General features: G+C 73.8%; 28 protein-coding genes and 1 riboswitch. Of the genes, 16 read left to right on the plus strand and 12 right to left on the minus strand.

Annotation, left to right across the window (positions count from 1 at the left end):
• Positions 1-5: 5 nt before the first annotated feature.
• A complete protein-coding gene (locus ACZ7HT_RS35035) occupies positions 6-890 on the minus strand; it encodes an SDR family NAD(P)-dependent oxidoreductase (RefSeq protein ID WP_471173532.1) in 885 nt (294 codons plus the stop codon).
• Positions 890-1,687 carry an acetoacetate decarboxylase family protein gene (locus ACZ7HT_RS35040; protein WP_471173534.1) on the minus strand — a complete coding sequence of 266 codons (798 nt, stop codon included), beginning with the start codon at positions 1,685-1,687 and terminating at the stop codon, positions 890-892. The genes ACZ7HT_RS35035 and ACZ7HT_RS35040 overlap by 1 nt, the downstream gene beginning before the upstream one ends.
• Before the next feature lie 98 nt (positions 1,688-1,785).
• Here ACZ7HT_RS35040 and ACZ7HT_RS35045 point away from each other — a divergent pair, with 98 nt between their 5' ends.
• From ACZ7HT_RS35045 to ACZ7HT_RS35070, 6 genes are all read left to right on the plus strand, one after another.
• The gene (locus ACZ7HT_RS35045) at positions 1,786-2,433 is read left to right on the plus strand and encodes a TetR/AcrR family transcriptional regulator (protein ID WP_471173536.1); all 648 of its coding nucleotides are present in this window, start codon (positions 1,786-1,788) and stop codon (positions 2,431-2,433) included.
• A gap of 57 nt (positions 2,434-2,490) precedes the next feature.
• Positions 2,491-3,465 (plus strand): DEDDh family exonuclease, encoded by a 975-nt coding sequence (locus ACZ7HT_RS35050; RefSeq protein WP_471173538.1) that lies wholly within the window; start codon positions 2,491-2,493, stop codon positions 3,463-3,465.
• Positions 3,466-3,528: 63 nt separating this feature from the next.
• The gene (locus ACZ7HT_RS35055) at positions 3,529-3,762 is read left to right on the plus strand and encodes a hypothetical protein (protein ID WP_471173540.1); all 234 of its coding nucleotides are present in this window, start codon (positions 3,529-3,531) and stop codon (positions 3,760-3,762) included.
• A gap of 81 nt (positions 3,763-3,843) precedes the next feature.
• A complete protein-coding gene (locus tag ACZ7HT_RS35060) occupies positions 3,844-4,659 on the plus strand; it encodes an SURF1 family cytochrome oxidase biogenesis protein (RefSeq protein ID WP_471173542.1) in 816 nt (271 codons plus the stop codon).
• 34 nt (positions 4,660-4,693) lie between these two features.
• Positions 4,694-6,478, plus strand: coding sequence for a glycoside hydrolase family 15 protein (locus tag ACZ7HT_RS35065; RefSeq protein WP_471173544.1), 1,785 nt, complete (start codon positions 4,694-4,696; stop codon positions 6,476-6,478).
• A 5-nt stretch (positions 6,479-6,483) separates the two neighbouring features.
• Positions 6,484-7,239, plus strand: a complete 756-nt coding sequence (locus tag ACZ7HT_RS35070; protein WP_471173545.1) for an SDR family oxidoreductase — start codon at positions 6,484-6,486, stop codon at positions 7,237-7,239.
• A gap of 90 nt (positions 7,240-7,329) precedes the next feature.
• Here ACZ7HT_RS35070 and amaP read toward each other — a convergent pair whose 3' ends face one another.
• Genes amaP through ACZ7HT_RS35095 form a run of 5 tightly spaced genes read right to left on the minus strand, consistent with a single transcriptional unit; the run spans position 7,330 to position 9,694 of the window.
• Positions 7,330-7,917: an alkaline shock response membrane anchor protein AmaP gene (gene amaP, locus ACZ7HT_RS35075; RefSeq protein WP_471173547.1), complete on the minus strand. Its 588-nt coding sequence runs from the start codon at positions 7,915-7,917 to the stop codon at positions 7,330-7,332.
• Positions 7,914-8,603: a DUF6286 domain-containing protein gene (locus ACZ7HT_RS35080; protein WP_471173548.1), complete on the minus strand. Its 690-nt coding sequence runs from the start codon at positions 8,601-8,603 to the stop codon at positions 7,914-7,916. The genes amaP and ACZ7HT_RS35080 overlap by 4 nt, the downstream gene beginning before the upstream one ends.
• On the minus strand, positions 8,600-8,965 hold the full coding sequence (locus ACZ7HT_RS35085; protein WP_471173549.1) for an Asp23/Gls24 family envelope stress response protein: 366 nt from the start codon (positions 8,963-8,965) through the stop codon (positions 8,600-8,602). The genes ACZ7HT_RS35080 and ACZ7HT_RS35085 overlap by 4 nt, the downstream gene beginning before the upstream one ends.
• A 9-nt stretch (positions 8,966-8,974) precedes the next feature.
• Positions 8,975-9,166: a hypothetical protein gene (locus ACZ7HT_RS35090; protein ID WP_471173551.1), complete on the minus strand. Its 192-nt coding sequence runs from the start codon at positions 9,164-9,166 to the stop codon at positions 8,975-8,977.
• Between the two features lie 51 nt (positions 9,167-9,217).
• The gene (locus tag ACZ7HT_RS35095) at positions 9,218-9,694 is read right to left on the minus strand and encodes an Asp23/Gls24 family envelope stress response protein (protein WP_471173552.1); all 477 of its coding nucleotides are present in this window, start codon (positions 9,692-9,694) and stop codon (positions 9,218-9,220) included.
• A 93-nt stretch (positions 9,695-9,787) separates the two neighbouring features.
• Between ACZ7HT_RS35095 and ACZ7HT_RS35100 the strand changes: the two genes are divergently transcribed.
• Positions 9,788-10,423, plus strand: coding sequence for a hypothetical protein (locus ACZ7HT_RS35100; RefSeq protein WP_471173554.1), 636 nt, complete (start codon positions 9,788-9,790; stop codon positions 10,421-10,423).
• A 9-nt stretch (positions 10,424-10,432) separates the two neighbouring features.
• On the opposite strand, the gene ACZ7HT_RS35105 is transcribed toward ACZ7HT_RS35100, so the two are convergent.
• The 3 genes from ACZ7HT_RS35105 to ACZ7HT_RS35115 form a co-directional block, all read right to left on the minus strand.
• Complete coding sequence (locus ACZ7HT_RS35105) at positions 10,433-11,233, minus strand: enoyl-CoA hydratase/isomerase family protein (protein ID WP_471173556.1); 801 nt, start codon at positions 11,231-11,233, stop codon at positions 10,433-10,435.
• Between the two features lie 132 nt (positions 11,234-11,365).
• On the minus strand, positions 11,366-11,587 hold the full coding sequence (locus tag ACZ7HT_RS35110) for a helix-turn-helix domain-containing protein (protein WP_006123601.1): 222 nt from the start codon (positions 11,585-11,587) through the stop codon (positions 11,366-11,368).
• A gap of 344 nt (positions 11,588-11,931) precedes the next feature.
• Complete coding sequence (locus ACZ7HT_RS35115; RefSeq protein ID WP_471173558.1) at positions 11,932-13,530, minus strand: ABC-F family ATP-binding cassette domain-containing protein; 1,599 nt, start codon at positions 13,528-13,530, stop codon at positions 11,932-11,934.
• 269 nt (positions 13,531-13,799) lie between these two features.
• Between ACZ7HT_RS35115 and ypfJ the strand changes: the two genes are divergently transcribed.
• Together ypfJ and ACZ7HT_RS35125 are read left to right on the plus strand one after the other, a co-directional pair.
• Positions 13,800-14,690: a KPN_02809 family neutral zinc metallopeptidase gene (gene ypfJ, locus ACZ7HT_RS35120; protein WP_471173559.1), complete on the plus strand. Its 891-nt coding sequence runs from the start codon at positions 13,800-13,802 to the stop codon at positions 14,688-14,690.
• A 58-nt stretch (positions 14,691-14,748) separates the two neighbouring features.
• The gene (locus ACZ7HT_RS35125; RefSeq protein ID WP_471173561.1) at positions 14,749-15,150 is read left to right on the plus strand and encodes a VOC family protein; all 402 of its coding nucleotides are present in this window, start codon (positions 14,749-14,751) and stop codon (positions 15,148-15,150) included.
• 119 nt (positions 15,151-15,269) lie between these two features.
• Here the strand turns inward: ACZ7HT_RS35125 and ACZ7HT_RS35130 are convergent, their stop codons facing one another.
• On the minus strand, positions 15,270-16,679 hold the full coding sequence (locus ACZ7HT_RS35130; protein ID WP_471173564.1) for a hypothetical protein: 1,410 nt from the start codon (positions 16,677-16,679) through the stop codon (positions 15,270-15,272).
• Between the two features lie 54 nt (positions 16,680-16,733).
• On the minus strand, positions 16,734-17,861 hold the full coding sequence (locus ACZ7HT_RS35135) for an alpha/beta hydrolase (RefSeq protein WP_471173567.1): 1,128 nt from the start codon (positions 17,859-17,861) through the stop codon (positions 16,734-16,736).
• Positions 17,862-18,225: 364 nt separating this feature from the next.
• On the opposite strand from ACZ7HT_RS35135, the gene ACZ7HT_RS35140 reads away from it, so the two are divergent.
• From ACZ7HT_RS35140 to ACZ7HT_RS35170, 7 genes are all read left to right on the plus strand, one after another.
• Positions 18,226-19,485, plus strand: coding sequence for an inorganic phosphate transporter (locus ACZ7HT_RS35140; protein ID WP_471173570.1), 1,260 nt, complete (start codon positions 18,226-18,228; stop codon positions 19,483-19,485).
• A 16-nt stretch (positions 19,486-19,501) separates the two neighbouring features.
• Entirely contained in the window at positions 19,502-19,741 is a 240-nt protein-coding gene (locus ACZ7HT_RS35145; protein WP_471173571.1) for a hypothetical protein, read from the plus strand.
• 115 nt (positions 19,742-19,856) lie between these two features.
• A riboswitch (cobalamin riboswitch) is annotated at positions 19,857-19,995 on the plus strand.
• A 35-nt stretch (positions 19,996-20,030) separates the two neighbouring features.
• Positions 20,031-21,005, plus strand: coding sequence for a cobalamin biosynthesis protein (locus ACZ7HT_RS35150; RefSeq protein ID WP_471173573.1), 975 nt, complete (start codon positions 20,031-20,033; stop codon positions 21,003-21,005).
• Complete coding sequence (locus ACZ7HT_RS35155) at positions 21,002-22,549, plus strand: cobyric acid synthase (protein WP_471173575.1); 1,548 nt, start codon at positions 21,002-21,004, stop codon at positions 22,547-22,549. Before ACZ7HT_RS35150 ends, ACZ7HT_RS35155 begins: the two co-directional genes overlap by 4 nt.
• A 46-nt stretch (positions 22,550-22,595) precedes the next feature.
• The gene (locus ACZ7HT_RS35160; protein ID WP_471173577.1) at positions 22,596-24,665 is read left to right on the plus strand and encodes a putative cobaltochelatase; all 2,070 of its coding nucleotides are present in this window, start codon (positions 22,596-22,598) and stop codon (positions 24,663-24,665) included.
• Positions 24,665-25,273: a cob(I)yrinic acid a,c-diamide adenosyltransferase gene (gene cobO / locus ACZ7HT_RS35165; RefSeq protein WP_471173579.1), complete on the plus strand. Its 609-nt coding sequence runs from the start codon at positions 24,665-24,667 to the stop codon at positions 25,271-25,273. The genes ACZ7HT_RS35160 and cobO overlap by 1 nt, the downstream gene beginning before the upstream one ends.
• Positions 25,267-26,112: cobyrinate a,c-diamide synthase (locus tag ACZ7HT_RS35170; RefSeq protein ID WP_471173580.1), on the plus strand; the 846-nt coding region annotated here is incomplete at its 3' end. The genes cobO and ACZ7HT_RS35170, both read left to right, overlap by 7 nt.

The following is a 26,112-nucleotide window of genomic DNA, read 5'->3' on the forward strand; positions in this document are numbered from 1 at the left end:
GGGCGTCAGTCGAGGATGAAGCTCTCCAGGTACGACGGGTTGGCGCGGTCGAGCATGGACCGTGAGCGCGCCGTGATCTGCCGGTCGCTGTGCTCGCTCTCCGGCAGCATCCAGAAGCGGTCGGCGCGGATGCCGTCGACGACGTGCTCGGCGACGTCCTCCACCGGCGTGAAGGCGATCTCGCGCCCGGCCGCCTTCATCGCGGCCTCGTACTGGTCGAGGCTGCGGTACGGGGTCCGGCGCGGCCGCTGCTTGGCGTACCGCTCGGGCCGGTTGCGGTGCGACTCCCACAGTCCGGTGCGGAGCATGTGCGGGCCGGGGAAGAGCACGGAGGCGCCCACGCGCGCGTGCTCGGCCCTCAGATGGGCGTAGAGCGACTCGGTCATGGTGACGACGGCCGCCTTGGTGACCGCGTACACGGAGGCGGTCGGGAGCGGGGCGATGCCGCCGTCGCCCGAGGAGGTGTTCACGACGTGGCCGGGTTCGCCGCCGGCGAGCATGCGCGGGACGAAGGCCTGGATGCCGTGGAAGACGCCCCAGACGTTGACGGAGAAGGCCCACTTCCAGTCGTTCGGCTCGTGCTCCCACATGCGGCCCTCGGCGCCCGAGCCGACGCCCGCGTTGTTGCAGAGGACGTGGACGGCGCCGAAGGTGTCGTACGCGGCGTCCGCGAAGGCCCGGACCTGGTCGGGGTCCGAGACGTCGACCGTCCGGGCGAGGACCTGCGCCCCGCTCGCCATCAGCTCGTCGGCGGCCTCCTCCAGGGCGCCGCGCTCGACGTCCCCGAGGACGACGGCGAGGCCCTCGGCGGCGAAGCGGCGGGCCATCGCGAACCCGATGCCGCTCGCCGCGCCCGTGACGACGGCGACCTGCCCCTCGCGCAGCTCCATCAGGCACGTCCTTCCGGGGGTCCGTCGAGGATCTGGAGCGGGTCGTCGTACCGCTGGTGGACGAAGGGCAGCAGGTCCCGGGCGGAGACGCGCTCGGCGACCGTGCCCTTCTGGTCGGTGGTCTTCTCGCCGATCGTGATCTCGACGAGCCGGCGCACGGGCAGGTCGGCGACCGGGTCGTACATCGACTCGCGCAGCACCACGTCCCCGGTGATCCGCTCCAGCCTCCGCACCTTCTCGTTGCGGACGCAGTGCACGAGGACGGGGTCGGCGTCGAAGCCGGTCCCCTCCACGCCGGGCAGGAACTTGAAGTAGAAGTCGGTCTTCTCGACGGGCTCCGGCAGCGGCAGCGGTCCGGCGACCGCCCCGCGCACCTCCACGAAGGCGATGCCGTGCCGGGCGAGCGCGGCGCGCACGACGAGCCCGTCGCGCTCGACCGTGACCTCGCCCAGCTTCTTCGGCTCGCCGAAGACCTCGCGCCCGCCGATCAGGGCCCGCTCGTGGGTCATCGGCATGACCAGCGGGTACCAGCCCTCGCGGTCGCCGTGGGCGGCGGCCACGGCCACCGAGCCGGCGCCGAGCGGATAGCCGGGCAGGTCGACCTTGCTGATGTTGGCGCGCACGAGGGGGCGCGCGGTGGGTTTCAGCGGGGGCGGCAGCACCGCCGCCACGACGTCCGGGTCGGTCTCCCAGACGGCGACCACGCCGGTGGACCAGATGTCGGGGAGTCTGGCGGACCGCTCGCGGGCCGCAGCCGCCTCCGCGTCGCTGCGCGCCCCGTACCGTACTCGTGCCATGACGTACCGCCCTTCGGGAACGTATCGGCCTGTAACACTGTTACACCGAGCACCGCGCAGGGTAAAGAGGGCCGCACGCAGAGGAGTTGGGGGATCCGATGGCACGCTCCGCGCTGACCCGCGACGAGGTCCTGGACACGGCGGCCGCCCTGGTGAGGGAGCACGGCCCGGACGCGCTCACGATGCGCCGGCTCGCCGCCGAGCTCGGCACCGCGGTCACCTCGATCTACTGGCACGTCGGCAACCGCGAGTCGCTCCTCGACGCGCTCGCCGCCCGCACCGTCGCCGACCTCGGCACGATCCGACCCCGGGGGGCGACCCCGGCCGAGCGGATGGTCTCGGTCGCCCGCGCGCTGCGCCGCGCCCTGCGCGAGCGCCCGCACCTGGTGGCGATGGTCCACGAACGGGGGCTGACCGAGCGCATGTTCCTGCCGGCCCAGCGGGCCCTGGTCCACGAGGCCCACGCGGCGGGGCTGCGCGGGGCGGAGGCCGCCCGGGCCGTCCGCGCGGTGCAGTTCCAGGTCGTCGGCTACGTCCTGGTGGAGCGCAACCGCGAGCGGGCCCCCGCCCAGTCCCCCGCGGAGGAGGAGCTGTGGCGGGTCGAGGACGCCGAGGCGGACGGGTCCCTCGCCCGCGCGCTTGCGGCGCCGATCGACACCGAGCGGCTCTTCACCGACTCCGTACGGGCCCTTGTGGACGGCCTGCTCACGCGGGCCTCAGGCGACACAGCGGGGACCTCGGGGTGACATAACGGACATTCAGAGCACCGGGGACGGGGCTGTCGGTCGGGGGCCGTATTCTCAGTGACCGTGCTTGACGACCGTACGACAGCAGCGATGTGGCCGGCCGCCTACCCGCAGGGGTACGCGGTCGTCGACGTGGAGACCACCGGACTCGCCCGTGACGACCGGATAGTGTCGGCTGCCGTCTACCGGCTGGACGCCCAGGGGAACGTCGAGGACCACTGGTACACCCTCGTCAATCCCGAGCGCGACCCAGGACCGGTCTGGATCCACGGACTGACCAGCGACGTCCTGGAGGGCGCACCGCTCTTCCCGGAGATCGCGGCGGAGTTCGCGGCGCGGCTCGACGGACGGGTGCTCGTCGCGCACAACGCGATGTTCGACTGGCAGATGATCGCCCGGGAGTACGCGCGCGCGGAGTCCGCGGCGCCGGTGCGCCAGCGGCTGTGCACGATCGCGCTCGCCAAGGAGCTGTCGCTGCCGCTGCCCAACCACAAGCTGGAGTCGCTCGCCGCGCACTTCGGCGTCGTGCAGCAGCGCGCGCACAACGCGCTCGACGACGCGCGGGTGCTCGCCGAGGCGTTCCGGCCGAGCCTGCACGCGGCGGCCGAGCGGAACGTACGGCTGCCGCTCCTGGAGTGCCGGCCGCTCACCGAGTGGGCCTCGGCGCCCGCGCAGCCGCGGATCGGCCAGCAGTCCTCGTACCGGGCGGGTGGCTGGCGCCCCTCGCGGAAGCGGCCGCCGTGCCCGCACCCCAACCCCGGGCGCTACGAGTCGGACAAACCACTCAAGCAGGGCATGCGGATCGCCTTCTCCGGCGACACCTCCATCGACCGCGAGCTCCTGGAGGACCGCACCGCCGAGGCCGGCCTGCACGTCGCCACCAGCGTCTCCCGGCTGACCAGCCTCCTGGTCACCAACGACCCGGACTCCGCCACCTCCAAGACCCTCAAGGCCCGGTCCTTCGGCACCCCGGTCGTCGACGAGGCCGCCTACACCCAGCTCCTGCGGGACGTGACCCCGGCAGACGGGTGACACCCCGGGCCCGGCGGGCGCGCCGCGCTGCGCGCGCCCGCCGGGCGCTCCACCCTGTGGCGCATGGCACGTTGTGAGGTCTGCGGAAACGATTACGGCATGTCCTTCGAGGTGCACGCGCAGGGCGCGGTGCACGTCTTCGACTGCTTCTCCTGCGCCATCCACCGCATGGCGCCCATCTGCGAGCACTGCCGGGTCCAGATCATCGGACAGGGCGTCGAGGTCGAGGGCAGCTGGTACTGCGGCGGCCACTGCGCCCGCGCCGAGGGGAGGGTGGGCATCGTCGACAGGGTGTGAGGAAACGTTCCCGGGCGGTCGGGCGAACCGAGCCGAACCCCCCGTGCGAGCACCCCGCGACCCGGGCTGTACGGTCGTGGGGTGTACCGCTTCCTGTTGTCCCGGCAGTGGGTGATCCTCACCCTCGTCGCCCTCGTCCTCATCCCCACGATGATCGAGCTGGGCTTCTGGCAGTTCCACCGGCACGAACACCGGGTCGCCCAGAACACCCTGATCGCGGACAACCTCAAGGCGAAGCCGCTCCCGGTCGAGCAGCTCACCGCCCCCGGTCACACCGTCCCGCGCGCCGACTACTGGCGCCAGGTCACCGCCACCGGCACCTTCGACACCGCCCACGAGGTCGTCGTCCGCCGCCGCACCTCCTCCGACGACCGGGTGGGCGTGCACGTCCTGACCCCGCTGGTCCTGCGCGACGGCCGGATCGTCCTGGTCAACCGGGGCTGGATCCCGGCCGCCGCCGACCAGCACTCCTTCCCGCCCGTGCCGCCCGCCCCCAAGGGCGAGGTCACCGTCACCGGCCGCCTCAAGGCCGACGAGACGACGGGCGCCAGCGGCATCAAGGACCTGAAGGGCCTGCCGGACCGCCAGGTCATGCTCATCAGCAGCCGGCAGCAGGCCGAGCTCATCGGCCGCGAGGTGCTCGGCGGCTACCTGGAGCAGAGCGCGCCCGAGCCGGCGGGCGGCACCCCCGAGCTGATCCCCGAGCCGGACCACGACTCGATCGGCCCCCACATGGCGTACGCCGTGCAGTGGTGGCTCTTCGCCGCCGGCGTGCCCGTCGGCTGGGTGATCCTAGTGCGCCGGGAGAAGCGCGACCGGGCGGCGCAGACCGCCTCCGACGTCCCCGGATCCGCCGAGCCGGACACGGCGGAGGCAGAGGCCGCTCCGGCCCGCTGATTGACCGCCGCCGCTTCCGGGAACAGCCCAAAGCGTGACGCAACGTATCGACGACTACGCCCTCATCGGCGATCTCCAGACCGCCGCGCTCATCGGCCGCGACGGGTCGGTCGACTGGCTGTGTCTGCCCCGCTTCGACTCCGCCGCCTGCTTCGCCGCCATCCTCGGCGACGAGAACAACGGCCACTGGACCATCGCGCCCAAGGGCGCCACCACCTGCACCGACCGCCACTACGCCGAGGACACCCTCGTCCTGGAGACCTACTGGAAGACCCGTACGGGCACCGTCAAGGTCATCGACTTCATGCCGCAGCGGGACAGGGCCCCCGACCTGATGCGGATCGTGGAGGGGGTCAGCGGCAGCGTCGAGATGACCTCCGTGCTGCGGCTCCGCTTCGACTACGGCTCGATCGTGCCCTGGGTGCGCAGGGACGACGGCCACCGGGTCGCGATCGCCGGCCCCGACTCGGTCTGGCTGCGCAGCGAGCCGCACGTGAAGACCTGGGGCCAGCAGTTCTCCACCCAGTCCGCCTTCAGCGTCGCCGCCGGCGAGAAGGTCGCCTTCGTCCTCACCTGGCACCCCTCGCACGAGCCGCGCCCGGAGCTCGTCGACCCCTTCGAGGCCCTGGACCAGTGCCTCGCGGACTGGCGTGAGTGGGCGTCCCGCTGCACCTACCAGGGCCCGTACCGGGCGGCCGTGGTGCGCTCCCTGATCACCCTCAAGGCGCTCACGTACGCCCCCACCGGCGGGATCATGGCCGCCCCCACCACCTCCCTGCCGGAGGAGCTCGGCGGCGTGCGGAACTGGGACTACCGCGCCTGCTGGCTGCGCGACTCCTCCCTCACCCTCGGCGCGCTGCTCGCCGCCGGATACGAGGAGGAGGCCTGCGCCTGGCGGGACTGGCTGCTGCGCTCGGTCGCGGGCGACCCCGCCGACCTGCAGATCATGTACGGACCCGCCGGGGAGCGCCGGCTGCCGGAGACCAGCCTGCCGTGGCTGCGCGGCTACGCCGACTCCTCACCGGTCCGCACCGGGAACGCCGCGGTGGACCAGTTCCAGCTCGACGTGTACGGCGAGGTCATGGACTCCCTCCACCGCGCGCGTGAGGCCGGGACCCCGGAAGAACGGCACGCCTGGAACATCCAGCTGAGCCTGCTCGGCTTCCTTGAGTCCACCTGGCGGGAGCCCGACGAGGGCCTGTGGGAGGTCCGCGGGCCGCGCCGCCACTTCACCCACTCGAAGGTCATGGCCTGGGTCGCCGCCGACCGCGCGGTGCGCACCCTGGAGGCCGACCCCTCGCTGCCGGGGAACGCGGACCGCTGGCGGGCGATGCGGGACGAGATCCACGCCCAGGTGTGCAAGCGGGCCTACGACCCCGAGCGGAACACCTTCACCCAGGCGTACGGCTCGTCCGAGCTGGACGCCGCGACCCTCCTCATCCCCCGGGTCGGCTTCCTGCCGCCGGACGACCCGCGGGTGGTGGGGACCGTGGACGCGGTACGGGCGGAGCTGTCGCACGGCGGCTTCCTGCGCCGCTACAGCCCCGACTCGACGGCCCTGGACGGACTCCCCGGGCAGGAGGGCACCTTCCTCGTCTGCTCGTTCTGGCTGGCGGACGCGCTGCGGCTGACCGGCCGCACCGAGGAGGCGCGCGAGCTCTTCGAGCGGCTCCTCGCCCTCACCAACGACGTGGGGCTCCTCGCGGAGGAGTACGACCCGGTGGCGCGCCGCCAGCTGGGGAACTTCCCGCAGGCGTTCAGCCATATCGGCCTCGTGGGGACCGCTCTCGACCTCGCCGCAGGGGACCCGGCAGGATAGGGGCCATGGATCTTGGACTGAAGGACCGTGTGTACGTGGTGACGGGTGCGACGCGGGGGCTCGGCCGGGCCTCTGCCGAGGCGCTGCTCGCCGAGGGCGCGAAGGTGCTGATCACCGGGCGCGAGGAGAAGACCGTCGCCGACGCGGTGGCCGAGCTGGGCGAGGGCGCGGCCGGCGTCGCCGCCGACAACACCGACCCGGGGACCCCGGCGCGGCTGATCGCCGAGGCGCGGGCCCGCTTCGGCGGCTTCGACGGCATCCTGATCAGCGTCGGCGGCCCGGCGCCCGGCTTCGCGGCGGACAACACCGACGAGGAGTGGGCGGCCGCCTTCGACACGGTCTTCCTCGGGGCGGTACGGCTGGCCCGCGCGTCCGCCGAGACGCTCGCCGAGGGCGGGGTCATCGGCTTCGTCCTGTCCGGTTCCGTCCACGAGCCGATCCCCGGCCTGACCATCTCCAACGGGCTGCGCCCCGGCCTGGCTGGCTTCGCCAAGTCCCTCGCCAACGACCTGGGCCCGCGCGGGATCCGGGTCGTCGGCCTGCTGCCGAGCCGCATCGACACCGACCGGGTCCGCTCCCTGGACGCGCTCTCCGGCGACGCGGAAGCCTCCCGCGCGGCGAACGAGCTCACGATCCCGCTGCGCCGCTACGGCACCCCGGCGGAGTTCGGCCGCACGGCGGCCTTCGTGCTCTCGCCGGCCGCCTCGTACCTGACGGGTCTGATGCTGCCGGTGGACGGCGGGGCACGCTCCGGGTTCTGACCCAGGGCTTGGGGCCTGTCCGGCGGATCAGGGTCGGATAGGCCGCGGCGTCTGGTGCATGGGGTCTCCCCATGATCCGCCGGACAGGCCCTAGGCGACCCGGCGGGCGCGGTGCTTCACCGCGCGCAGGCGCGCCTCGGTGGGCAGCGTGGGCAGGCCCGTCGACGTGCGGGCGTCGGCGAGCGCCCGGGTGCTGAGGGTGGTCAGGGCGTCGCCCGGGGAGGCGTACGGCTCCAGGAGAAGCGCGATCCTGGTCCGGGGGGCGCCGCGGCGGCCCGTGAGGGCGACCTTGGCGCGGGCGACGCCGTCCTGTGCGGCGGCGTCCGCCTCCAGGACGCTCTCCAGGGCCCGGCCGCGCAGCACCGCCGCCTCGCCGTCGCCGGTGTCGACGAGGACCTCGGCGAGCCGGGCCCGCCGGAACTGGACGAGCAGCCACCAGAGGGCGAGCAGGACGACGAGCCCGAGGACGGCGATGACCACCGGCCACCACCAGCTCTCGGCGCGCCAGTGCTGCCGTTCGGAGGTGGACAGCAGCACGTCGTCGGGGCCCGACCAGGGCCACCAGGACGGTACGGGCAGGTCGAGGGCGGCGGCGAGGACGGCGCCGCCGCCGACCACGAGGAGCAGCCCGGCGAGACCGAGCAGGGCGCGGTTGACGCGCCGCAGGACGACCGTCACTTGGCCTTCCCTTCCTTCCGGGGCGGCCTCGCCACCCGTACCGTCCGCGCGGGCGGGTGGGCGAGGCCGAGCTCGTCGACACCGGTGGCGAGCACCGTCTCCACGTCGGCGCGGACCTGGTCGAGGGCCCGGAAGTGGGAGACCGCCCGGACGGCGACCTTGGCGCGGCCGACGCGCACCCGGGCGGACTGGACCCCGGAGACCTCCATGACGCGGTCCCGCAGGGTGAGGGCTGCGGCCTTGCGGTCGAGTCCCGCCCGCACGTCGGTGTGCTCGCGGCGCATCGGGAGGATGCCGCGCAGCCCGGGGGTGGCGGCCAGGACCAGGAGCCAGAGGCCGAGCACGGCGGCGACGGCCGCGCCGGCGACGATCGCCCCGTCGTCGAGCGGCCGGGTCGCGAGCCCGTCGGCCAGCTTGCGCCGCCAGGCCATGGCGGGGCGGTCGGCGCGTACGGCCGCGACGTCGTAGAGCAGCAGCCCGGTGCCGCCGAGCACGACGGCCGCGAGGACGGCGGCGGGGATGCGCCGCACGGCCCAGAAACGGCGGACGCGGGCGGCGGGGACGGGGCCGGCTGCGGGATCGGGGGCGGGTTCAGGGCCGGGGTCCGGCTCGGAGCGCGGGGGTGCCGAGGGGTCCGGCTCGGAGCGCGGGTGGGCCGAGGGGTCCGGTTCCGGGGTCGTGGTCATGCGAGGCGGCCCCTCGGGGTGGTGTGGCGGGTGTGGGCGGAGTGGAGGCGCTCGACGTGGACGGTCACCTCGTGGACCTCCAGGCCGACGAGCTCCTCCACGCGCGTGCGTACCCGGCTCCGGACGGCCCCGCACTGGCGGCCGACGTCGGACGGGTAGTCGAGGTCGAGGCTCACCGAGACGTGGGCGATCTCCCGGTGGACGACGACGGAGGCGTGCGGCTTCGATCCTCCTTCCGGGACGGCGTCGAGCGCCTCCCTGGCCGCCTGCGCGGCGATCTTCGCGACGACGCGGTCGGCGACGGTGGTCGCCCCCCGGTCCCGCACCCCGTCCCGTACCGCGCCGTCCGCCAAATCCGTCACCACCCCCGGTCACCGCCGCCGGTCGCCGCGCTCGCGTCCCCGGAACAGATCGCCCGCCTCGAGGTCGCCGTCGAGGAAACGGCCCGCCACGAAGCCGATCGCCCCGAGGGCCGCGACCAGCAGGAACGCCCCGAAGCCGCCGAAGTATCCGGCGAAGCCGAGAGCCATGCCGGCCACCAGGCCGACCACTGCCATATTCATTACCGAGCCCCTTTCCCTGGCCCCCGGCCCGTGTCGCCGGGGCTGCGACGACTACTGGAGCCGGGGCTCCTCCTGCTCTTCCTCTTCCTCGGGCAGCTTGACGTCGCTGACCGCGATGTTGACCTCGACGACCTCGAGGCCGGTCATCCGCTCCACGGCGGCGATGACGTTCTCCCTGACGTCGCCGGCGACGTCGGCGATGGAGACGCCGTAGTCGACGACGATCTCCAGGTCGAGCGCGGTCTGCACCTCGCCGACCTCGGCCTTGACCCCTCGGGTGACGTTCGCCTTGGCGCCGCCTCCGCCGGGGACCCGGTCGCGGACGGCGCCGAAGGTCCGGGAGATGCCGCTGCCCATGGCGTGGACGCCGACGACGTCACGCGCGGCGAGACCGGCGATCTTCTCCACGACACCGTCGGCGATCGTCGTCCGCCCCCGGGTCGCCGCCGCGCCGCCGCCCCGCTTGGTCACGGAGGTACGGCGCGGCTCGTCCGCCGCGGGGCCTCCGGAGTGAGTGGTGTCCGTCATCAGAGTGAGCCCCTTCTGTCATGTTTCGGGGTTACTCGCCCACATTAAGGTCGCTTGCCCGAATCCGCTCCGGGGATGCGGCAGGCTGGGGGAATGACGACGGCTGAGGGTTGGACGGCGGCGGTACGGGAGCACCTCGCGCCGGGCAGGCTGCTGCCGCTGGGGGCGGCCGGGGACGGCGCGTGGATCGCCGAGCGCGCGGCACGCGGTCTCCTCGGCCCGGCCGCCGCGGCCGTACGGGGGGTGGTGCCAGGCCGGCTCCGGGTCGGGCCGGACGAGCAGGCGGAGCCCGGTGCCCTGCGGATCACCGCGGACTTCGGGGCGCTGGCGGGCCGTCCGCTGCCGGAACTGGCCGAGGAGCTGCGGGCGGCGCTGCTCGGGGCGGCGCGGGACGGTCTCGGGCTGCGGGTGACGGCGGTGGACCTGCGGGTGACGGAGCTGCTCGACGCGGAGCCGCCGACGGCCGGTCCGGCCGCTCCCCCGCCGGGGCGGCCCGCTCCGGCGACGGACGACCCGGTGGCCCTGGCGGTCCTGCGGGTCGAGGGCGTGGCGGGGGTGACGGACGTCTGGGGGCCGCCGGTGCGCCGGGGCCCGGACGAGGTGCGGGTGGAGCTCGCCGTGACGGCCGGGCACCGCCCGCTGGACGTGGCCCGCGCGGCCCGGAGCGCCGCGACCGCGGCCGCCGAGGGGGCGACCGCGGTCACGGTACTGGTGTCGGAACTGCGCTGATCGCGCGCGTCAGTCGCCGAGGCCCGCCAGGTCGCGCAGGCGGCGGGCCTGGGCGGCGCGTTCGGCGGTGCGCTGCTCCTCGTAGGAGCGGCCGGAGGCGCCCTGGAGCAGCGCCTTGGTCTCGTTGACCGCGTCGCGGGGCGCCGCGAGCAGGGCGGCGCTGAGGTCCCGTACCGCCGCGTCGAGCTCCTCGGCGGGTACGGACAGGTTGGCGAGACCGATGCGTTCGGCCTCCTCCGCGTGCACGAAGCGGCCGGTGGCGCAGATCTCGAGCGCGCGGGCGTAGCCGACGAGCGAGACGAGCGGGTGCGTCCCGGTCAGGTCCGGGACGAGGCCCAGGCTGGTCTCGCGCATGGCGAACTGCACGTCCTCGGCGACGACCCGCAGGTCGCAGGCGAGGGCGAGCTGGAAGCCCGCGCCGATGGCGTGGCCCTGGACGGCCGCGATCGACACGAGGTCGCTGCGGCGCCACCAGGTGAACGCCTCCTGGTACTCGGCGATGAGCGCGTCGAGGTCCGCATCGGCCCCGCGCGCCATCTCCAGGAAGGACGGCTCGCCGTCGAAGCCCTCGGGCGTGAACGCCTGCCGGTCGAGTCCGGCGGAGAAGGACTTGCCCTCGCCGCGCAGAACGACGACCCGCACGCTGCCGGGCAACGACCGGCCGGCTTCCGTCAACGCCCGCCACAGAGCGGGAGACTGGGCGTTGCGCTTCGCCGGATTGGTCAGGGTCACCGTGGCAACGGCGTCCTCGACGGTGAGCCGTACACCGTCCTTGTCGAATACGAGCTCAGAGTCGTCGAGCGTAGTCATGGGGCGCCTCCGGTTCCGGTGCAGCACTGCATTCGAGATGCTAAGTGACTGCACAGTAACCACCCGGCCGACCGCAGGGCCGACCGGGTGCCCACCGGGAGGTCCCGGTGGACAGATCGAGCCGCCCCGATGTCAGGCCGAGGCCGCCTTCTTGCCCCGTGTCGCTCCGCCGCGTCCACGCAGCGTGACTCCGGACTCGCTCAGCATCCGGTGGACGAATCCGTAGGAGCGGCCGGTTTCCTCGGCCAGCGCCCGGATGCTCGCACCGGAGTCGTACTTCTTCTTCAGGTCTGCCGCGAGCTTGTCGCGCGCGGCGCCGGTCACCCGGCTGCCCTTCTTCAGAGTCTCGGCCACCCGTGCCTCCTCATGGGAAGTGCGCTCTGGACTTCTCATGATCACCCCTCCCGTCCGTCCTGGCCACCCATTCGGCAAGGTCCGTCCCGTCGGGTTTGTGGACGAGTACGCCGCCATCACGAACGGAAGCCGATATTCCGCACGAGCGGAAAGGCGCCTCCACGCCGTGCGATGCGGGAAGTGCCAGGTCAGCGAGGCAGCGGGAACACACGTACGGCGCGGGTCTGCCGGAAGGATTCGGCAGAGCACCGCGCCGGGGTGTACCAGAGACCCTCACTCAGATGAAGGATCACCCATGAGCCGAATGATCCAGCCCGAGATGATCACCCAAGGCTCTCCGGAGGTCAGGCGAGGGCCACCAGGTCCGCGTAGTCCGCGCCGTACAGGTCCTCGACACCGTCCGGGAGCAGGATGATCCGCTCCGGGTCGAGCGCCTCCACGGCGCCCTCGTCGTGGGTGACGAGGACGACGGCGCCCTTGTACGTGCGCAGCGCGCCGAGGATCTCCTCGCGGCTGGCCGGGTCCAGGTTGTTGGTGGGCTCGTCGAGGAGCAGCACGTTCGCCGAGGAGACGACGAGGGTCGCGAGCGCGAGCCGGGTCTTCTCGCCGCCGGAGAGCACGCCGGCCGGCTTGTCGACGTCGTCGCCGGAGAAGAGGAAGGAGCCGAGCGTCTTGCGCACGTCGACCAGGTCGAGGTCGGGCGCGGCCGAGCGCATGTTCTCCAGGACGGTCCGCTCGGGGTCGAGCGTCTCGTGCTCCTGGGCGTAGTAGCCGAGCTTGAGGCCGTGGCCCGGGGTGACCTCGCCGGTGTCGGGCTGCTCGACGCCGCCGAGGAGGCGCAGCAGGGTCGTCTTGCCCGCGCCGTTGAGGCCGAGGATGACGACGCGCGAGCCCTTGTCGATCGCGAGGCTCACATCGGTGAAGATCTCCAGCGAGCCGTACGACTTGGAGAGGCCCTCGGCGGTCAGCGGGGTCCTGCCGCAGGGCGCCGGCTCGGGGAAGCGGAGCTTGGCGACCTTGTCGGAGGCGCGGACCGCCTCTAGGCCGGAGAGCAGGCGCTCGGCGCGCTTGGCCATGTTCTGCGCGGCGACGGTCTTGGTGGCCTTGGCGCGCATCTTGTCGGCCTGCGAGTTGAGCGCGGCGGCCTTCTTCTCGGCGTTCTGGCGCTCGCGCTTGCGGCGCTTCTCGTCGGCCTCGCGCTGCTGCTGGTAGAGCTTCCAGCCCATGTTGTAGACGTCGATCGTGGAGCGGTTGGCGTCCAGGTAGAAGACCTTGTTGACCACGGTCTCGACGAGGTCGACATCGTGGGAGATGACGATGAAGCCGCCGCGGTAGGTCTTCAGGTAGTCGCGCAGCCAGACGATGGAGTCGGCGTCGAGGTGGTTCGTGGGCTCGTCGAGGAGCAGGGTGTCGGCATCGGAGAAGAGGATCCGGGCGAGCTCGACGCGGCGGCGCTGACCGCCGGAGAGGGTGTGCAGCGGCTGGCCCATGACCCGGTCGGGCAGGTTGAGGGCGGCCGCGATGGTGGAGGCCTCGGCCTCGGCCGCGTACCCGCCCTTGGTCAGGAACTCGGTCTCCTGGCGCTCGTACTGCCGCATCGCCTTGTCGCGGGTGGCGCCGGAGCCGGTGGCGATGCGCTCCTCGTTCATCCGCATCTTCTTGAGGAGGACGTCGAGGCCGCGGGCGGAGAGGATGCGGTCGCGGGCGAGGACGTCGAGGTCACCGGTGCGCGGGTCCTGCGGGAGGTAGCCGACCTCGCCGGAGCGGGCGATGGCGCCGGCGGCGGGCTGGCCCTCGCCGGCGAGGCACTTGGTGAGCGTGGTCTTGCCCGCTCCGTTGCGGCCGACCAGGCCGATGCGGTCGCCCTTGGCGACACGGAAGGAAGCGGACTCGATGAGGACTCGGGCGCCGGCGCGCAGCTCGATGCCGGAAGCGGTGATCACGGACAGACTCCAGGGCGGTGGGAAACGGCGGAAGGACGACTGGTGGCGGGCTTCGGCGCCGCTAATGCACCCAAAGGAGAGTGGCCATGCGGCCAGTCTAACGGGCGTCTGCAACTGGTTTTCGGCCGCGCGAGGCATGACGGACGAAGCGGGATCCTTCTCACATTCCCGCTGATGCACCGGAAAAGGGGCGAACAGGTCTAGATCATTCGATACTCGGCGCAGGGCGGCGGCCACCGCCGCGACAGCGACGCGGAGGGTGGTGGACCGTGCAGTTCGACGACGACGCCGACCTGGACACCTCGGAGGTACGGGACGTCCGCGGCAGCCGCATCCCGGGCGGCAGGGCGACCGTCGGCGGCGGCGTCATCGGCCTCATCGCACTGGTCCTGGGCGTGCTCTTCGGGGTGGGTCCCGACCAGCTCGGGCTCTCCTCCGGCGGTGACGCGCCGGTCGCGAGCTCCTCGTCGGCGGCCCAGGTGAACCAGAGCTGCAAGAAGGGCTCGGACGCCAACACGCGCCAGGACTGCCGGATCGTCGCCGTCGTCAACAGCGTCCAGGACTACTGGCGGAGCGAGTACGCGCGCCGGGGCGGCACCTACGGGAACGCCGCCACCGTCATGTTCACCGACCGGGTCGGCACCGCGTGCGGCCCGGCGACCTCGGCGGTGGGGCCCTTCTACTGCCCCGGCGACCGGCAGGTCTTTCTGGACCTGGGCTTCTTCGACGAGCTGCGGACGAAGTTCGGCTCCACCGGCGGGCCCTTCGCCCAGGCGTACGTGGTGGCGCACGAGTACGGCCATCACGTCCAGAACCTGATGGGGACCCTGAGCCGCGCCCAGGACGGGCGGACCGGCGCGAACTCCAACGCCGTGCGGGTCGAGCTCCAGGCCGACTGCTACGCCGGGGTCTGGGCGCGGCACGCGACGACCACCCCCGACGAGAAGACGGGCCGGCCGCTGCTCACCCGGCTCACCGACGAGGACATCCGGGACGGCCTGGACGCGGCGGCGGCCGTGGGCGACGACCGGATCCAGGAGCGGTTCCAGGGCCGGGTGACGCCGGAGAACTGGACGCACGGCTCGGCGGCGCAGCGGCAGCAGTGGTTCCACGAGGGCTACCGGACCGGTGACATGGCCCGGTGCAACACCTTCCGCTGAGTTGTCGGTGGCGACTGCGAGACTGAGATCCAGGTCACATCGAGAGGAAGTGGTCGGGATGGCTGGGACCCCCGACATCTGTCCGGCGCTGCGGTACGAGGACGCGAAGGCCGCGATCAAGCAGCTCACGGAGGGCTTCGGTTTCACCGCGCAGGCCGTGTTCGAGGGCGAGGACGGCCGTGTGATGCACGCCGAGCTCTCCTGCGGGAACGGCATGGTGATGCTGGGCAGCAAGGGCAGCGGCAGCGCGTTCGACCGGCTGATGGCCGGGGGCGGGCCGGCCGCGGTGTACGTCCGCGTGGACGACGTCGACGAGCACCACGCCCGCGCGGTGGCGCGGGGCGTCGAGATCGTGATGCCCCCGACGGACCAGGAGTACGGCTCCCGGGACTACACGGCCCGGGACACCGAGGGCAACGTGTGGAGCTTCGGCACGTACGCGCCGGGGGCGGCGGGGTAGGACCGGGGGCCGGCCTGGCGGGGCCGGTACGGCCCGGCGGGCGGGCCGGGGCCGGGCCGGGGACGCCGCGCAGGCCCCGCGCGGGCGGGCCGGTGCCGCTGGGCCGGGTCCGGTCGGGGTCAGGCTCCGCCCGTGTGGACCTGGAAGGCTGCTCGGCGGACCGCCTTCGCCAGGGCCGGGTCCGGGTGGGCGGCGGCCAGGGCGACCAGGACCTGGACCGTGCGGGGGTGGCCGACGGCGCGGACCTCGTCGAGCAGCGCCGGGACGGTGCCCTGCACGGCGGAGTCGAGGTGCCGGACGAGCAGCTCGCTCTCGCCGTGGTCGGCGACGGCCGCCGCGGTGTCGACCCAGAGCCAGGTCGACTCCTCGCGGGTCAGCACCTCCTGGGCGTCGTCGGGGTCGGCCCCCTCGTACTCCGCCAGCCAGAGCAGCGCGTACGGGCGGAGCGAGGGCTCGGCGACGGTGGCCCGCACCTCGGCCTCGGCGGGTGCGCCGACGACGCGGAGCGCCTCGAAGGCGAGCCCGCGCAGCAGGGCGTCCTCGCCGCGGGCGACGGCGAGGAGTTCGGCGACGGCGCTGGAGAGCGTGCGGGCGGCGAGCCAGGCGCGGTACTCGTCGCGGGCGGGACCCGGGGTGAGCCGGGCGCAGCCGCGGAGCATGTCCTCGGCGGACTGCTCGATGTTGCCCGCGGGGCTCTGCGCGGCGACGCAGATCTGCTCCAGCTTGACCCAGACCGCCCAGTTGCCGAGCGGGGTCAGGGTGGCGTGGCGCTCCTCGGTGCCGGGGTCGAGGGTGAGCGCGCCGACGGCGGCCAGGCCCTCCAGGGCCCAGTCGAGGAGGGCGGGCAGACCATCGAGGGCGGGGGCGTCCGCCGTCTCGGGGGCCTGTTCGGTCTCGGGGAGCTCGCAGCGCTCCTCGCGGAGCTCCTCGACGCGCTGGCCGAGGAGGTCGAGGAGGGCCGGGACGAGGACCGGGCCCTGGGAGAGCTGGAGCAGCGAGAGCACCTGCGGGACGGCCTCGACGACCTCGGCGACGGCGCTCGGGGCGACCCCCTCGGGGGCCGGGTGCACCAGGGACCAGGCGTCGAAGAGGGCGACCCAGCCGCGCAGGACGGCGGAGTCGTCGCGGTCCCAGGCGCGCAGCCGCCAGCCGGGGCGGGCGGTGTCGCCGTGCAGTTCGACGAGTCCGGCGAGCCGGGCGCGGTCCCAGCCGGCCCGGATCTGGCCGGGTGTCAGGTCCAGTGCGGCCGCGGCCCGTTCCTGGGCGGGTCGGGCGCCGGGGCCGGTGCGCGGTGGCGCCTCGGCGCCGTGCTCGACGGCGGCCCAGCGGGCGATCCGTACGGCGTCGGCGAGGACGTGCCGGGCCTGGCGGGCGAGCTCCGCGCGGGGCGGAGTGCCCTCGGGCGGCCGCGGCGCCGGCCGGGTGCGCCGGGTCGTCACGGCCCGTCGGGCGGTGGCCAGCGCCCGCGGGCGGACGAGTCGGAGTCTGGAGTTGCGCGCCAATGGTTCATCGGGCTTTCGAGACGTCACGGGGGCAGTCTTCCCGCTGACGGCCCGAAAGCCCAATCGGAATCAGAAGTGCCGTCAGAGCAGCGGGGTGAGGAAGCGGCGGAGGGCCTCCTCGTAGGGGACCGGGTCGGCGTTCCACATGGCGGCGTGCGGGGCCTGCCGCACGGTCCGCAGGCTGACGGTGCCGGGCAGCCGGGCGGCGAGTTCGACGGAGGGTTCCCAGGGGGCGATGGTGTCGTCGGGGCCGTGGAAGAGGAGGGCGGGGACGCGCAGGGCGCCCGGCTCCGAGACGGTCCGCAGGAGGTCGCCGTGCGGGCCGGTCCTGCCCTGGGCGGCGCGGACGGCGAGCGGGAGCAGGGGTCCGGGGACGTGGTGGGCCGCCGCGAGGTTGCGGAGGGTGGCCTCCCAGTCGAGGACCGGGGAGTCGAGGACGAGGCCGCCGATCCGGTCGCGGACGCCCGATTCCGCGGCGGCGCGCAGGGCCATGGAGGCGCCGGTCCCCCAGCCGTGCAGGACGACCTGCCGGGCGCCGCGGCGGACGGCGTAGCGGATGGCGGCGTCGACGTCCCGCCACTCGGAGTCGCCGAGGTGGGCGAGGCCGTCCGGGGAGGGCGGCGCTCCTTCGTCGCCGCGGTAGGCGGGGACGAGGACGGGGATCTTGCGGCGGTTGTAGAAGGGGACGAGGTTCAGCGGGTGCTCGCGGGTGGTGCCGAGGCCGTGCAGGGCGATCACCCAGGTGGTGCGGGGGGCGGCCACGAGCCAGGCGGGCAGGGGGCCGAGCTCGCCGGGGATCTCGACGTCCTCGTGGGCGATCCCGAGGGCGCTGATCGGGGTGCCCCGGTGGAGCTGGGGGGTGAGCCGGACGCGGGCGCCGGACGCGACGACGCCGAGTTCGACGCGTTCGAGGCGGCGGACGACGGTGTCGGCGGAGTGCGGGACGCGGTCGAGGACGGGGCCCAGGACGGCGTGCAGGCCGGGTGCCTCCATCCCGTACGTGCCGGGGCGCAGGGAGGCGAGGCTGCGGGTGAGGGTGATCCGTTCGGGTCCCGTGGCGTGCACGGTGAGTCCCGGGTCTCCGGGCAGTGGTCGTCCGGACGGCGCCTTGAGGGCGACGTCGCTGGCGTACCGGCCGGCCGCGATCACGGCCGCGCCGACACCGATCAGTGTGGTGACGGCCGCTGCCGTCGCTGTAGCCGGGCGCACGCTCCCAGTGTCGGCAGGGCGGGGTGGGGCTGCCACCGGACGGACCCGGCCGGGCGGAAGCGGAGGGGTCGCCCCGGGGAGTGACGTGGGTCTCCTTCGCGGGGTCCCCCGTGCGGATGGTCGTGTCCAGGGAGCGGAACGGGATGTCGGGGGAGGAAGCGGGACAGGTCGCATGTGCCCCGGGAGAACTGGGATGTCCGTGGTTCCGGGGTGACCGCATCGTGGACACCGGGCGCCCCGGAGCGAGAAGCGGAACCTCTTGACACCGGTTAGGGACACCACGTCGCCCGACCCAGTTCATCTTCCGTTCACTCAGGTTGCCTACGTTCAACGAAACACTGACGTCGAACGATTGCCTGGGTAAATGGAACACATCACGCTGCTGCTCGCCATTGTGGTCGTGACAGCTCTCGTGTTCGATTTCACGAACGGTTTCCACGACACCGCGAACGCGATGGCCACGACCATCTCGACCGGTGCACTCAAGCCGAAGACGGCGGTGGTCATGTCCGCCGTGCTGAACCTCGTCGGCGCGTTCCTGTCCGTGGAGGTCGCCAAGACGATCTCCAAAGGACTGGTCAACGAGGACGGCATCCAGCCCGAGGTGATCCTCGCCGCGCTCGTCGGCGCGATCCTCTGGAATCTGGTGACCTGGCTGGTCGGACTGCCCTCCAGCTCCTCCCACGCCCTGATGGGCGGCCTCATCGGCGCGACCGTCGCCTCGATCGGCGTCAGCGGCGTCAACGGCGAGGTCGTCGTCAGCAAGGTCCTCATCCCGGCCGTCGCCGCGCCGATCGTCGCCGGCATCGCCGCGACGCTCGCCACGAAGCTGACGTACAAGATCGGCGCCAAGACCTCCGAGAAGGACACGGCCAAGGGCTACCGCGTCGGCCAGATCGCCTCCGCCGGTCTCGTCTCCCTCGCCCACGGCACCAACGACGCCCAGAAGACGATGGGCATCATCACCCTCGCCCTGGTCGCCGGCGGCACCCTCGCCCCCGGCTCCAACCCGCCCGTCTGGGTCATCGTCTCCGCCGGTACGGCGATCGCGCTCGGCACCGCCCTCGGCGGCTGGCGCATCATCCGCACCATGGGCAAGGGCCTCACCGACCTCCAGCCGCAGCAGGGCTTCGCCGCCCAGACCAGCGCGGCCACGGTCATCCTGGCCTCCTCCCACCTGGGCTTCTCCCTCTCCACCACGCACTCCGTCTCCGGCGCCGTGATGGGCGCGGGTCTCGGCCGCAAGGGCGGTGTCGTCCGCTGGTCGACCGCCACCCGCATGTTCGTCGCGTGGGGCCTGACCCTTCCGGCCGCCGGCCTGGTCGGCGCGGGCGCCGAGTACGTCGCCCGTCAGGGCGACTGGGGCGTCTACGTCGTCGCCGCCTTCCTCGCCGCCTCCTGCGCCGGCATCTGGCTGGTCTCCCGCCGCCAGCCGGTCGACCACACCAACGTCAACGAGGCCGACGCCGAGCCGGAGGGCGTCGTGACCACCGCGATCGCGGCCGTCACCCCGCCGCCGGCCGGTACCGTCGCCGCCGTCGCGGACGAGGACCTGAAGACCACCATCCCCGCGCCGGTCCCCACGGACCCGGCCGCTCCCCCGGCCCCCGCCGCCGCGGTCTAAGGAACTGGAACCAAGCATGAAGATCGACTGGGTAGCCCTCGGCTCCGTCTTCGGAGTCAGCCTCGTGGCGACCGTCGCCCTCGTGGGCCTCTTCACCCTCGGCGTCATCGGCCTCTCCAAGCAGGAGCAGGCCGCCGCCCAGGGAGGCTCCGCCGCCCAGGGAGGCTCCGCCGCCCTGGCCCGCACCGGCGCCTACGCCTGCTTCGCCCTGTGCCTGGCGGCCGTGGCGTACGGCATCTACCTGATCGTCGCCTGACGGTCTCCCCCGCGCCTCCGGCCGGGCGGTCCGCACCTCGTGTGCGGGCCGCCCGGCCGTCGTGTTTGTGGCGCTTCGCACAGTGACACGGTGCAGGTCAAGGGTGAGTTGACGGGTGTTCTCGGGCCGTGGTGGACTGCCGGGGCCATACGGCGGCAGGAGAGGAAGTCCGGTGCGAATCCGGCGCGGTCCCGCCACTGTGACCGGATCCGAAGGGTCCGGAAGTCAGGAACTCTCGCCGCCGGTTTCGTCGACCCAGGGCGCGGACCCTGAGTGAGGACAGTGCGCCATGCCCGGCCGCAGGCCGAGACCTTCCCGAGCCACCGGTGTGTTCGCGTACGGCGCGGCCCTCGGGCTCGCCGTCGACCGCCTCGTCGGCGACCCCCGCCGCGGACACCCCGTCGCCGCCTTCGGCCGGGCCGCCGGCCGGGTCGAGCGGACCCTGTGGCACGACCACCGCGGCTGGGGCGCCCTGCACACCGCCGTCTGCGCCGGTGCCACCGTCACGGCCGGCGCCCTCGCCGCCCGTACGGTACGCGGCAGCCGCGCCGGATCCGTCGCCCTGACCGCCGCCGCCGTGTGGGCCGTCGTCGGCGGTACGACCCTGGGGCGCGAGGCCCAGGCGATCGGCGGCGCCCTCGCCGCGGGCGACCTGGAGACGGCCAGGGAACGGCTGCCGCACCTGTGCGGGCGCGACCCGCAGTCCCTCGACGGTCCGGCGATGGCCCGCGCGGTCGTCGAGTCCGTCGCCGAGAACACCTCCGACGCGGTCGTGGGCGCCCTCTTCTGGGGAGCGGTCGCGGGCGTGCCGGGCCTGGTCGGCTTCCGCGCGGTGAACACCCTCGACGCGATGGTCGGCCACAAGTCCCCCCGCTACCGGCGGTACGGCTGGGCCTCGGCCCGCCTCGACGACGTGGCCGGCTGGCCCGGGGCCCGGCTGACCGCCCTGCTCGCGACCGCCGCCGGCGGCGACCCGCGCGGAGCCGTACGGGCCTGGCGGGCGGACGCCGGAAAGCACCCGAGCCCCAACGCGGGGCCCGTCGAGGCCTCCTTCGCGGGCGCCCTCGGCGTACGGCTCGGCGGGACCCTCTCGTACGCCGGGCGGGTCGAGCACCGGCCCGTCCTCAACGGGGAGGGGCGGCCCGTCGAGGTCGCCGACATCGACCGCGCGGTCCGGCTGTCCCGCCGGGTCACCGGACTGACCCTGGCCGTCTGCGTGGGCGGCCGCATGATCGCGAGCGCGCTGAAGCGGAGGAACGCATGAGGGGTGGGGGGCTGCTCGTCGCCGGGACCACGTCCGACGCGGGCAAGAGCGTCGTCACGGCCGGCATCTGCCGGTGGCTGGTCCGGCAGGGCGTCAAGGTCGCGCCGTTCAAGGGACAGAACATGTCCCTGAACTCCTTCGTCACGAGGGAGGGCGCCGAGATCGGCCGGGCGCAGGCCATGCAGGCGCAGGCCGCGCGGGTGGAGCCGACCGCGCTCATGAACCCGGTGCTGCTCAAGCCCGGCAGCGACCGCTCCAGCCAGGTCGTCCTCATGGGCAAGCCGGTCGGCGAGCTGAGCGCCCGCGGCTACCACGGAGGACGGCAGAAGGAACTCTTCGAGCCGGTCCTGGCGTGCCTGGAGGAGCTGCGGGGCACGTATGACGCCGTGATCTGCGAGGGGGCGGGCAGCCCGGCCGAGATCAACCTGCGGCGCACGGACATCGTGAACATGGGCATCGCGCGGGCCGCGAAGCTGCCCGTGGTCGTCGTAGGGGACATCGACCGGGGTGGGGTCTTCGCCCAGTTCTTCGGGACCACGGCGCTGCTCTCGCCCGAGGACCAGTCGCTCGTGGCGGGCTACCTGGTCAACAAGTTCCGCGGCGACGTGACCCTTCTGGAACCGGGCCTCGACATGCTGCACGGCCTCACCGGCCGCCGGACCTTCGGCGTCCTGCCGTACGCGCACGGGCTCGGCATCGACGAGGAGGACGGCATGGGGGTCCCCCCTGTTCGAGCGAAGCCGAGAACTTGGGGGAGGGTCTCCCTGCGGGGCACGGTCCGCGAGTCGGTCGTCGCGCCGCCGGTCGGCGCGGACGTGCTGCGGGTCGCGGTCTGCGCCGTCCCGCTGATGTCGAACTTCACCGACGTGGACGCGCTGGCGGCGGAGCCGGGCGTGATCGTGCGGTTCGTGGACCGACCGGAGGAGCTGGCCGACGCGGACCTCGTGGTCGTGCCGGGCACGCGCGGCACGGTCAAGGCCCTCGCCTGGCTGCGCGAGCGGGGACTCGCGGACGCCCTCGTCCGGCGCGCCGCCGAGGGCCGGCCGGTGCTCGGCATCTGCGGCGGCTTCCAGGTCCTGGGCGAGCGCATCGAGGACGAGGTCGAGTCGAAGGCCGGCGTCGTCGACGGGCTCGGGCTGCTGCCCGTACGCATCCGGTTCGGGGTCGAGAAGACCCTCGCCCGGCCCGTCGGCGAGGCGCTCGGCGAACGGGTCGAGGGGTACGAGATCCACCACGGTGTGGCGTCCGTGGACGGCGGGGAGCCGTTCCTGGACGGCTGCCGGGTCGGCTCCGTGTGGGGCACCCACTGGCACGGCTCGCTGGAGAGCGACGGCTTCCGCCGCGCGTTCCTGCGGGAGGTCGCGGCGGCGGCGGGACGCCGGTTCGTACCGGCGCCTGACACGTCGTTCGGCGCGCTGCGCGAGGAGCAGCTCGACCGGCTCGGTGACCTGATCGAGGAACACGCGGACACGGACGCGCTGCTGCGGCTGATCGAGCGGGGCGCTCCGGAGGGGCTGCCGTTCGTGCCGCCGGGTGCGCCGTGAGGACCCCAGGACCCGCAGACACCCGAAGCGAAGGAGCGATCACCCGATGAGTACCCGCTATCCGTTCACCGCCGTCGTCGGCATGGACGATCTGCGGCTCGCGCTGCTGCTCAACGCCGTCAGCCCGGCTGTGGGCGGGGTGCTCGTGCGGGGCGAGAAGGGCACCGCGAAGTCCACTGCCGTCCGCGCGCTCGCCGAGCTGCTGCCGGAGGTCCCGGTGGTCGCGGGCTGCCGGTTCAGCTGTGACCCCGCCTCCCCCGACCCGGGCTGCCCGGACGGGCCGCACGGCGACGCGCCCGGCACCTCCCGTCCCGCCCGGATGGTCGAGCTGCCCGTCGGAGCCTCCGAGGACCGGCTCGTCGGCGCGCTCGACATCGAGAAGGCGCTCGCCGACGGAGTGAAGGCCTTCGAGCCGGGGCTGCTCGCCGCCGCCCACCGGGGGATCCTCTACGTCGACGAGGTCAACCTGCTGAGCGATCACCTGATCGACCATCTGCTCGACGCCGCCGCCATGGGCGCCTCCCACGTCGAGCGCGAAGGCGTCTCCGTGCGGCACGCCGCCCGTTTCCTCCTCGTCGGGACCATGAACCCCGAGGAGGGCGAGCTACGCCCCCAGCTGCTCGACCGGTTCGGGCTCACCGTCGAGGTGGCCGCCTCGCGGGACCCGGAGCAGCGGGTCGAGGTCGTCCGGCGGCGGCTCGCGTTCGAGGACGACCCGGCCGCGTTCGCCGCCCGCTGGGCCGGCGAGGAGCTCGCCCTGCGCGAACGGATCGTCGCCGCCCGGGAGTTGCTGCCCCAGGTGACCCTCGGGGACGCGGTGCTGCTCCAGATCGCCGCGACCTGCGCCGCGTTCGAGGTGGACGGCATGCGCGCCGACATCGTGATGGCCCGGACCGCGACCGCGCTCGCCGCCTGGGCCGGGCGGACCGAGGTCACCTCGGAGGACGTGCGGCAGGCCGCGCTCCTGGCCCTCCCCCACCGGCGCCGGCGCTCGCCGTTCGACGCGCCCGGCCTCGACGAGGACAAGCTCGACGAGACCCTGGAGCAGTTCAAGGGGGACGAGCCGGACGACGATCCGGAGCCGGACGGGCCGGGGGACGGAGGTCCCGGTGGTGGCGGGGGCATTCCGCCGCAGGGCGAGGGGCCCGACGGTCCCGCGCCCGAGTCCGCCGAGGCCCCGGAGGACGTGCCCGCCCCGCACGAGGCCCCGGAGAACGCCCCCGCACCGCACGGGGCCCCGCAGGGCTCCGGTGCCGGTGAGCGTGCCGCTGTCCGGGCCGGTGAGCCCTTCCGTACGAAGGTGCTGAGCGTGCCCGGTCTCGGCGAGGGCGCCGCCGGGCGCCGCTCCCGGGCCCGCACCGAGCACGGCCGTACCACCGGATCGACCCGGCCCCGGGGCGCGCTGACCAAGCTGCACCTGGCCGCGACCGTCCAGGCCGCCGCCCCGCACCAGCGGGCGCGCGGCCGGTCCGGGCCCGGTCTCGTGATCCGCAGGGACGACCTGCGGCAGGCGACCCGCGAGGGCCGGGAGGGGAACCTGGTGCTGTTCGCCGTGGACGCCTCCGGCTCCATGGCGGCGCGGCAGCGGATGAGCGCCGTGAAGGGCGCCGTGCTCTCGCTGCTGCTCGACGCGTACCAGCGGCGCGACAAGGTCGGCCTGGTCACCTTCCGGGGCCGGGACGCCGAGGTCGCGCTGCCGCCGACCTCCTCCGTGGACGCGGCCGCCGCCCGCCTGGAGAAGCTGCCGACCGGAGGCCGTACGCCGCTGTCCGCCGGGCTGCTCAAGGCCCATGACGTGCTGCGCGTCGAACGGCTCCGCGACCCCTCGCGCCGCCCGCTGCTCGTCGTCGTGACCGACGGGCGGGCGACCGGCGGGCGGGCCGCCGGAGATCCGGTGGCGCTCGCCGCCCGGGCCGCGCGGCTGCACGCCGCCGACGGCACCGCGAGCGTGGTCGTGGACTGCGAGACCGGGCCGGTGCGGCTCGGGCTCGCGGGGAACCTGGCGCGCGAACTCGGCGGCACCGCCGTGACCTTGGACGAGCTGCGCGCCGACTCGATCGCCGGCCTCGTCAGAGACGTACAGGCAGCAGGACATTCAACGAGGAGGGCCGCTTAATGCCGCAGGGACAGCCGACCGTCGTGCCCGACGACGGTCTCACCACCCGTCAGCGCCGCAACCGGGCGCTGGTGATGGTGCACACCGGCGTCGGCAAGGGGAAGTCGACCGCCGCGTTCGGCATGGCGCTGCGCGCCTGGAACCAGGGCTGGCCGATCGGGGTGTTCCAGTTCGTCAAGTCCGCCAAGTGGAAGGTCGGCGAGGAGAACGCCCTCAAGGCGCTCGGCGAGACCGGCAAGGGCGGCACGGTCACCTGGAACAAGATGGGCGAGGGCTGGTCCTGGATCCAGCGCGAGGTCGCCGAGGGCGAGATCTCGCACGAGGAGAAGGCCCGGCAGGGCTGGGAGCAGGTCAAGCGGGACCTCGCCGCGGAGACGTACAAGTTCTACGTCCTCGACGAGTTCGCCTACCTCCTGCACTGGGGCTGGATCGACGTCAAGGAGGTCGTCGAGGTGCTCCGCGACCGTCCCGGACAGCAGCACGTCGTCATCACCGGCCGCAACGCGCCGCAGGAGCTCGTCGACTTCGCCGATCTCGTCACCGACATGTCCAAGGTCAAGCACCCGATGGACGCCGGTCAGAAGGGCCAGCGGGGCATCGAGTGGTAGCACGTCTCGTCATCGCCGCGCCGTCGTCCGGCGCGGGCAAGACCACGGTCGCGACCGGCCTGATGGCCGCGTTCGCCGGCCGTGGTCTGGCCGTCTCCCCGCACAAGGTCGGCCCCGACTACATCGACCCGGGCTACCACGCGCTCGCTACCGGCCGTCCGGGCCGCAACCTCGACGCGTACATGTGCGGTACGGGGCTGATCGCGCCGCTCTTCCTGCACGGGGCGCGCGGCTGCGACCTGGCCGTGGTCGAGGGGGTCATGGGCCTGTACGACGGCGCCGCCGACCAGGGCGAGCTGGCGTCCACCGCGCAGGTCGCGAAGCTGCTCAAGGCGCCGGTGGTCCTCGTCGTCGACGCGTCCTCGCAGTCGCGGTCGGTGGCGGCGCTCGTGCACGGGTTCGCGTCCTGGGACCCGGAGGTGCGGATCGGGGGCGTGATCCTGAACAAGGTCGCGACGGACCGGCATGAACACCTCCTGCGGGAGGCGCTCGGGGAGTCGGGCGTGCCGGTGCTCGGCGTGCTGCGTCGGGCCCCTGCCGTGGCCACGCCTTCGCGGCACCTCGGGCTCGTCCCGGTCGCCGAGCGGCAGGCCGCGGCGACGGAGGCGGTGGCCGCGCAGGCGGAGCAGGTGCTTGCCGGGTGCGACATGGAGGCGCTGCTGGCGTTGGCGCGGTCGGCGCCTTCGTTGGACGCCGAGCCGTGGGTGCCGGGGGTCGGGGAGCGGCTGCACGCCGGTGGTCCCGGGGGGGGGGGGGGGGGGGGGGGGGGGGGGGGGGGGGGGGGGAGGGGAGGGGGGGGGGGGGGGCGGGGGGGGGGGAGGGGGGGGGTGTTCACTTTA

This window comes from Streptomyces sp. NPDC037410 (assembly GCF_055602235.1).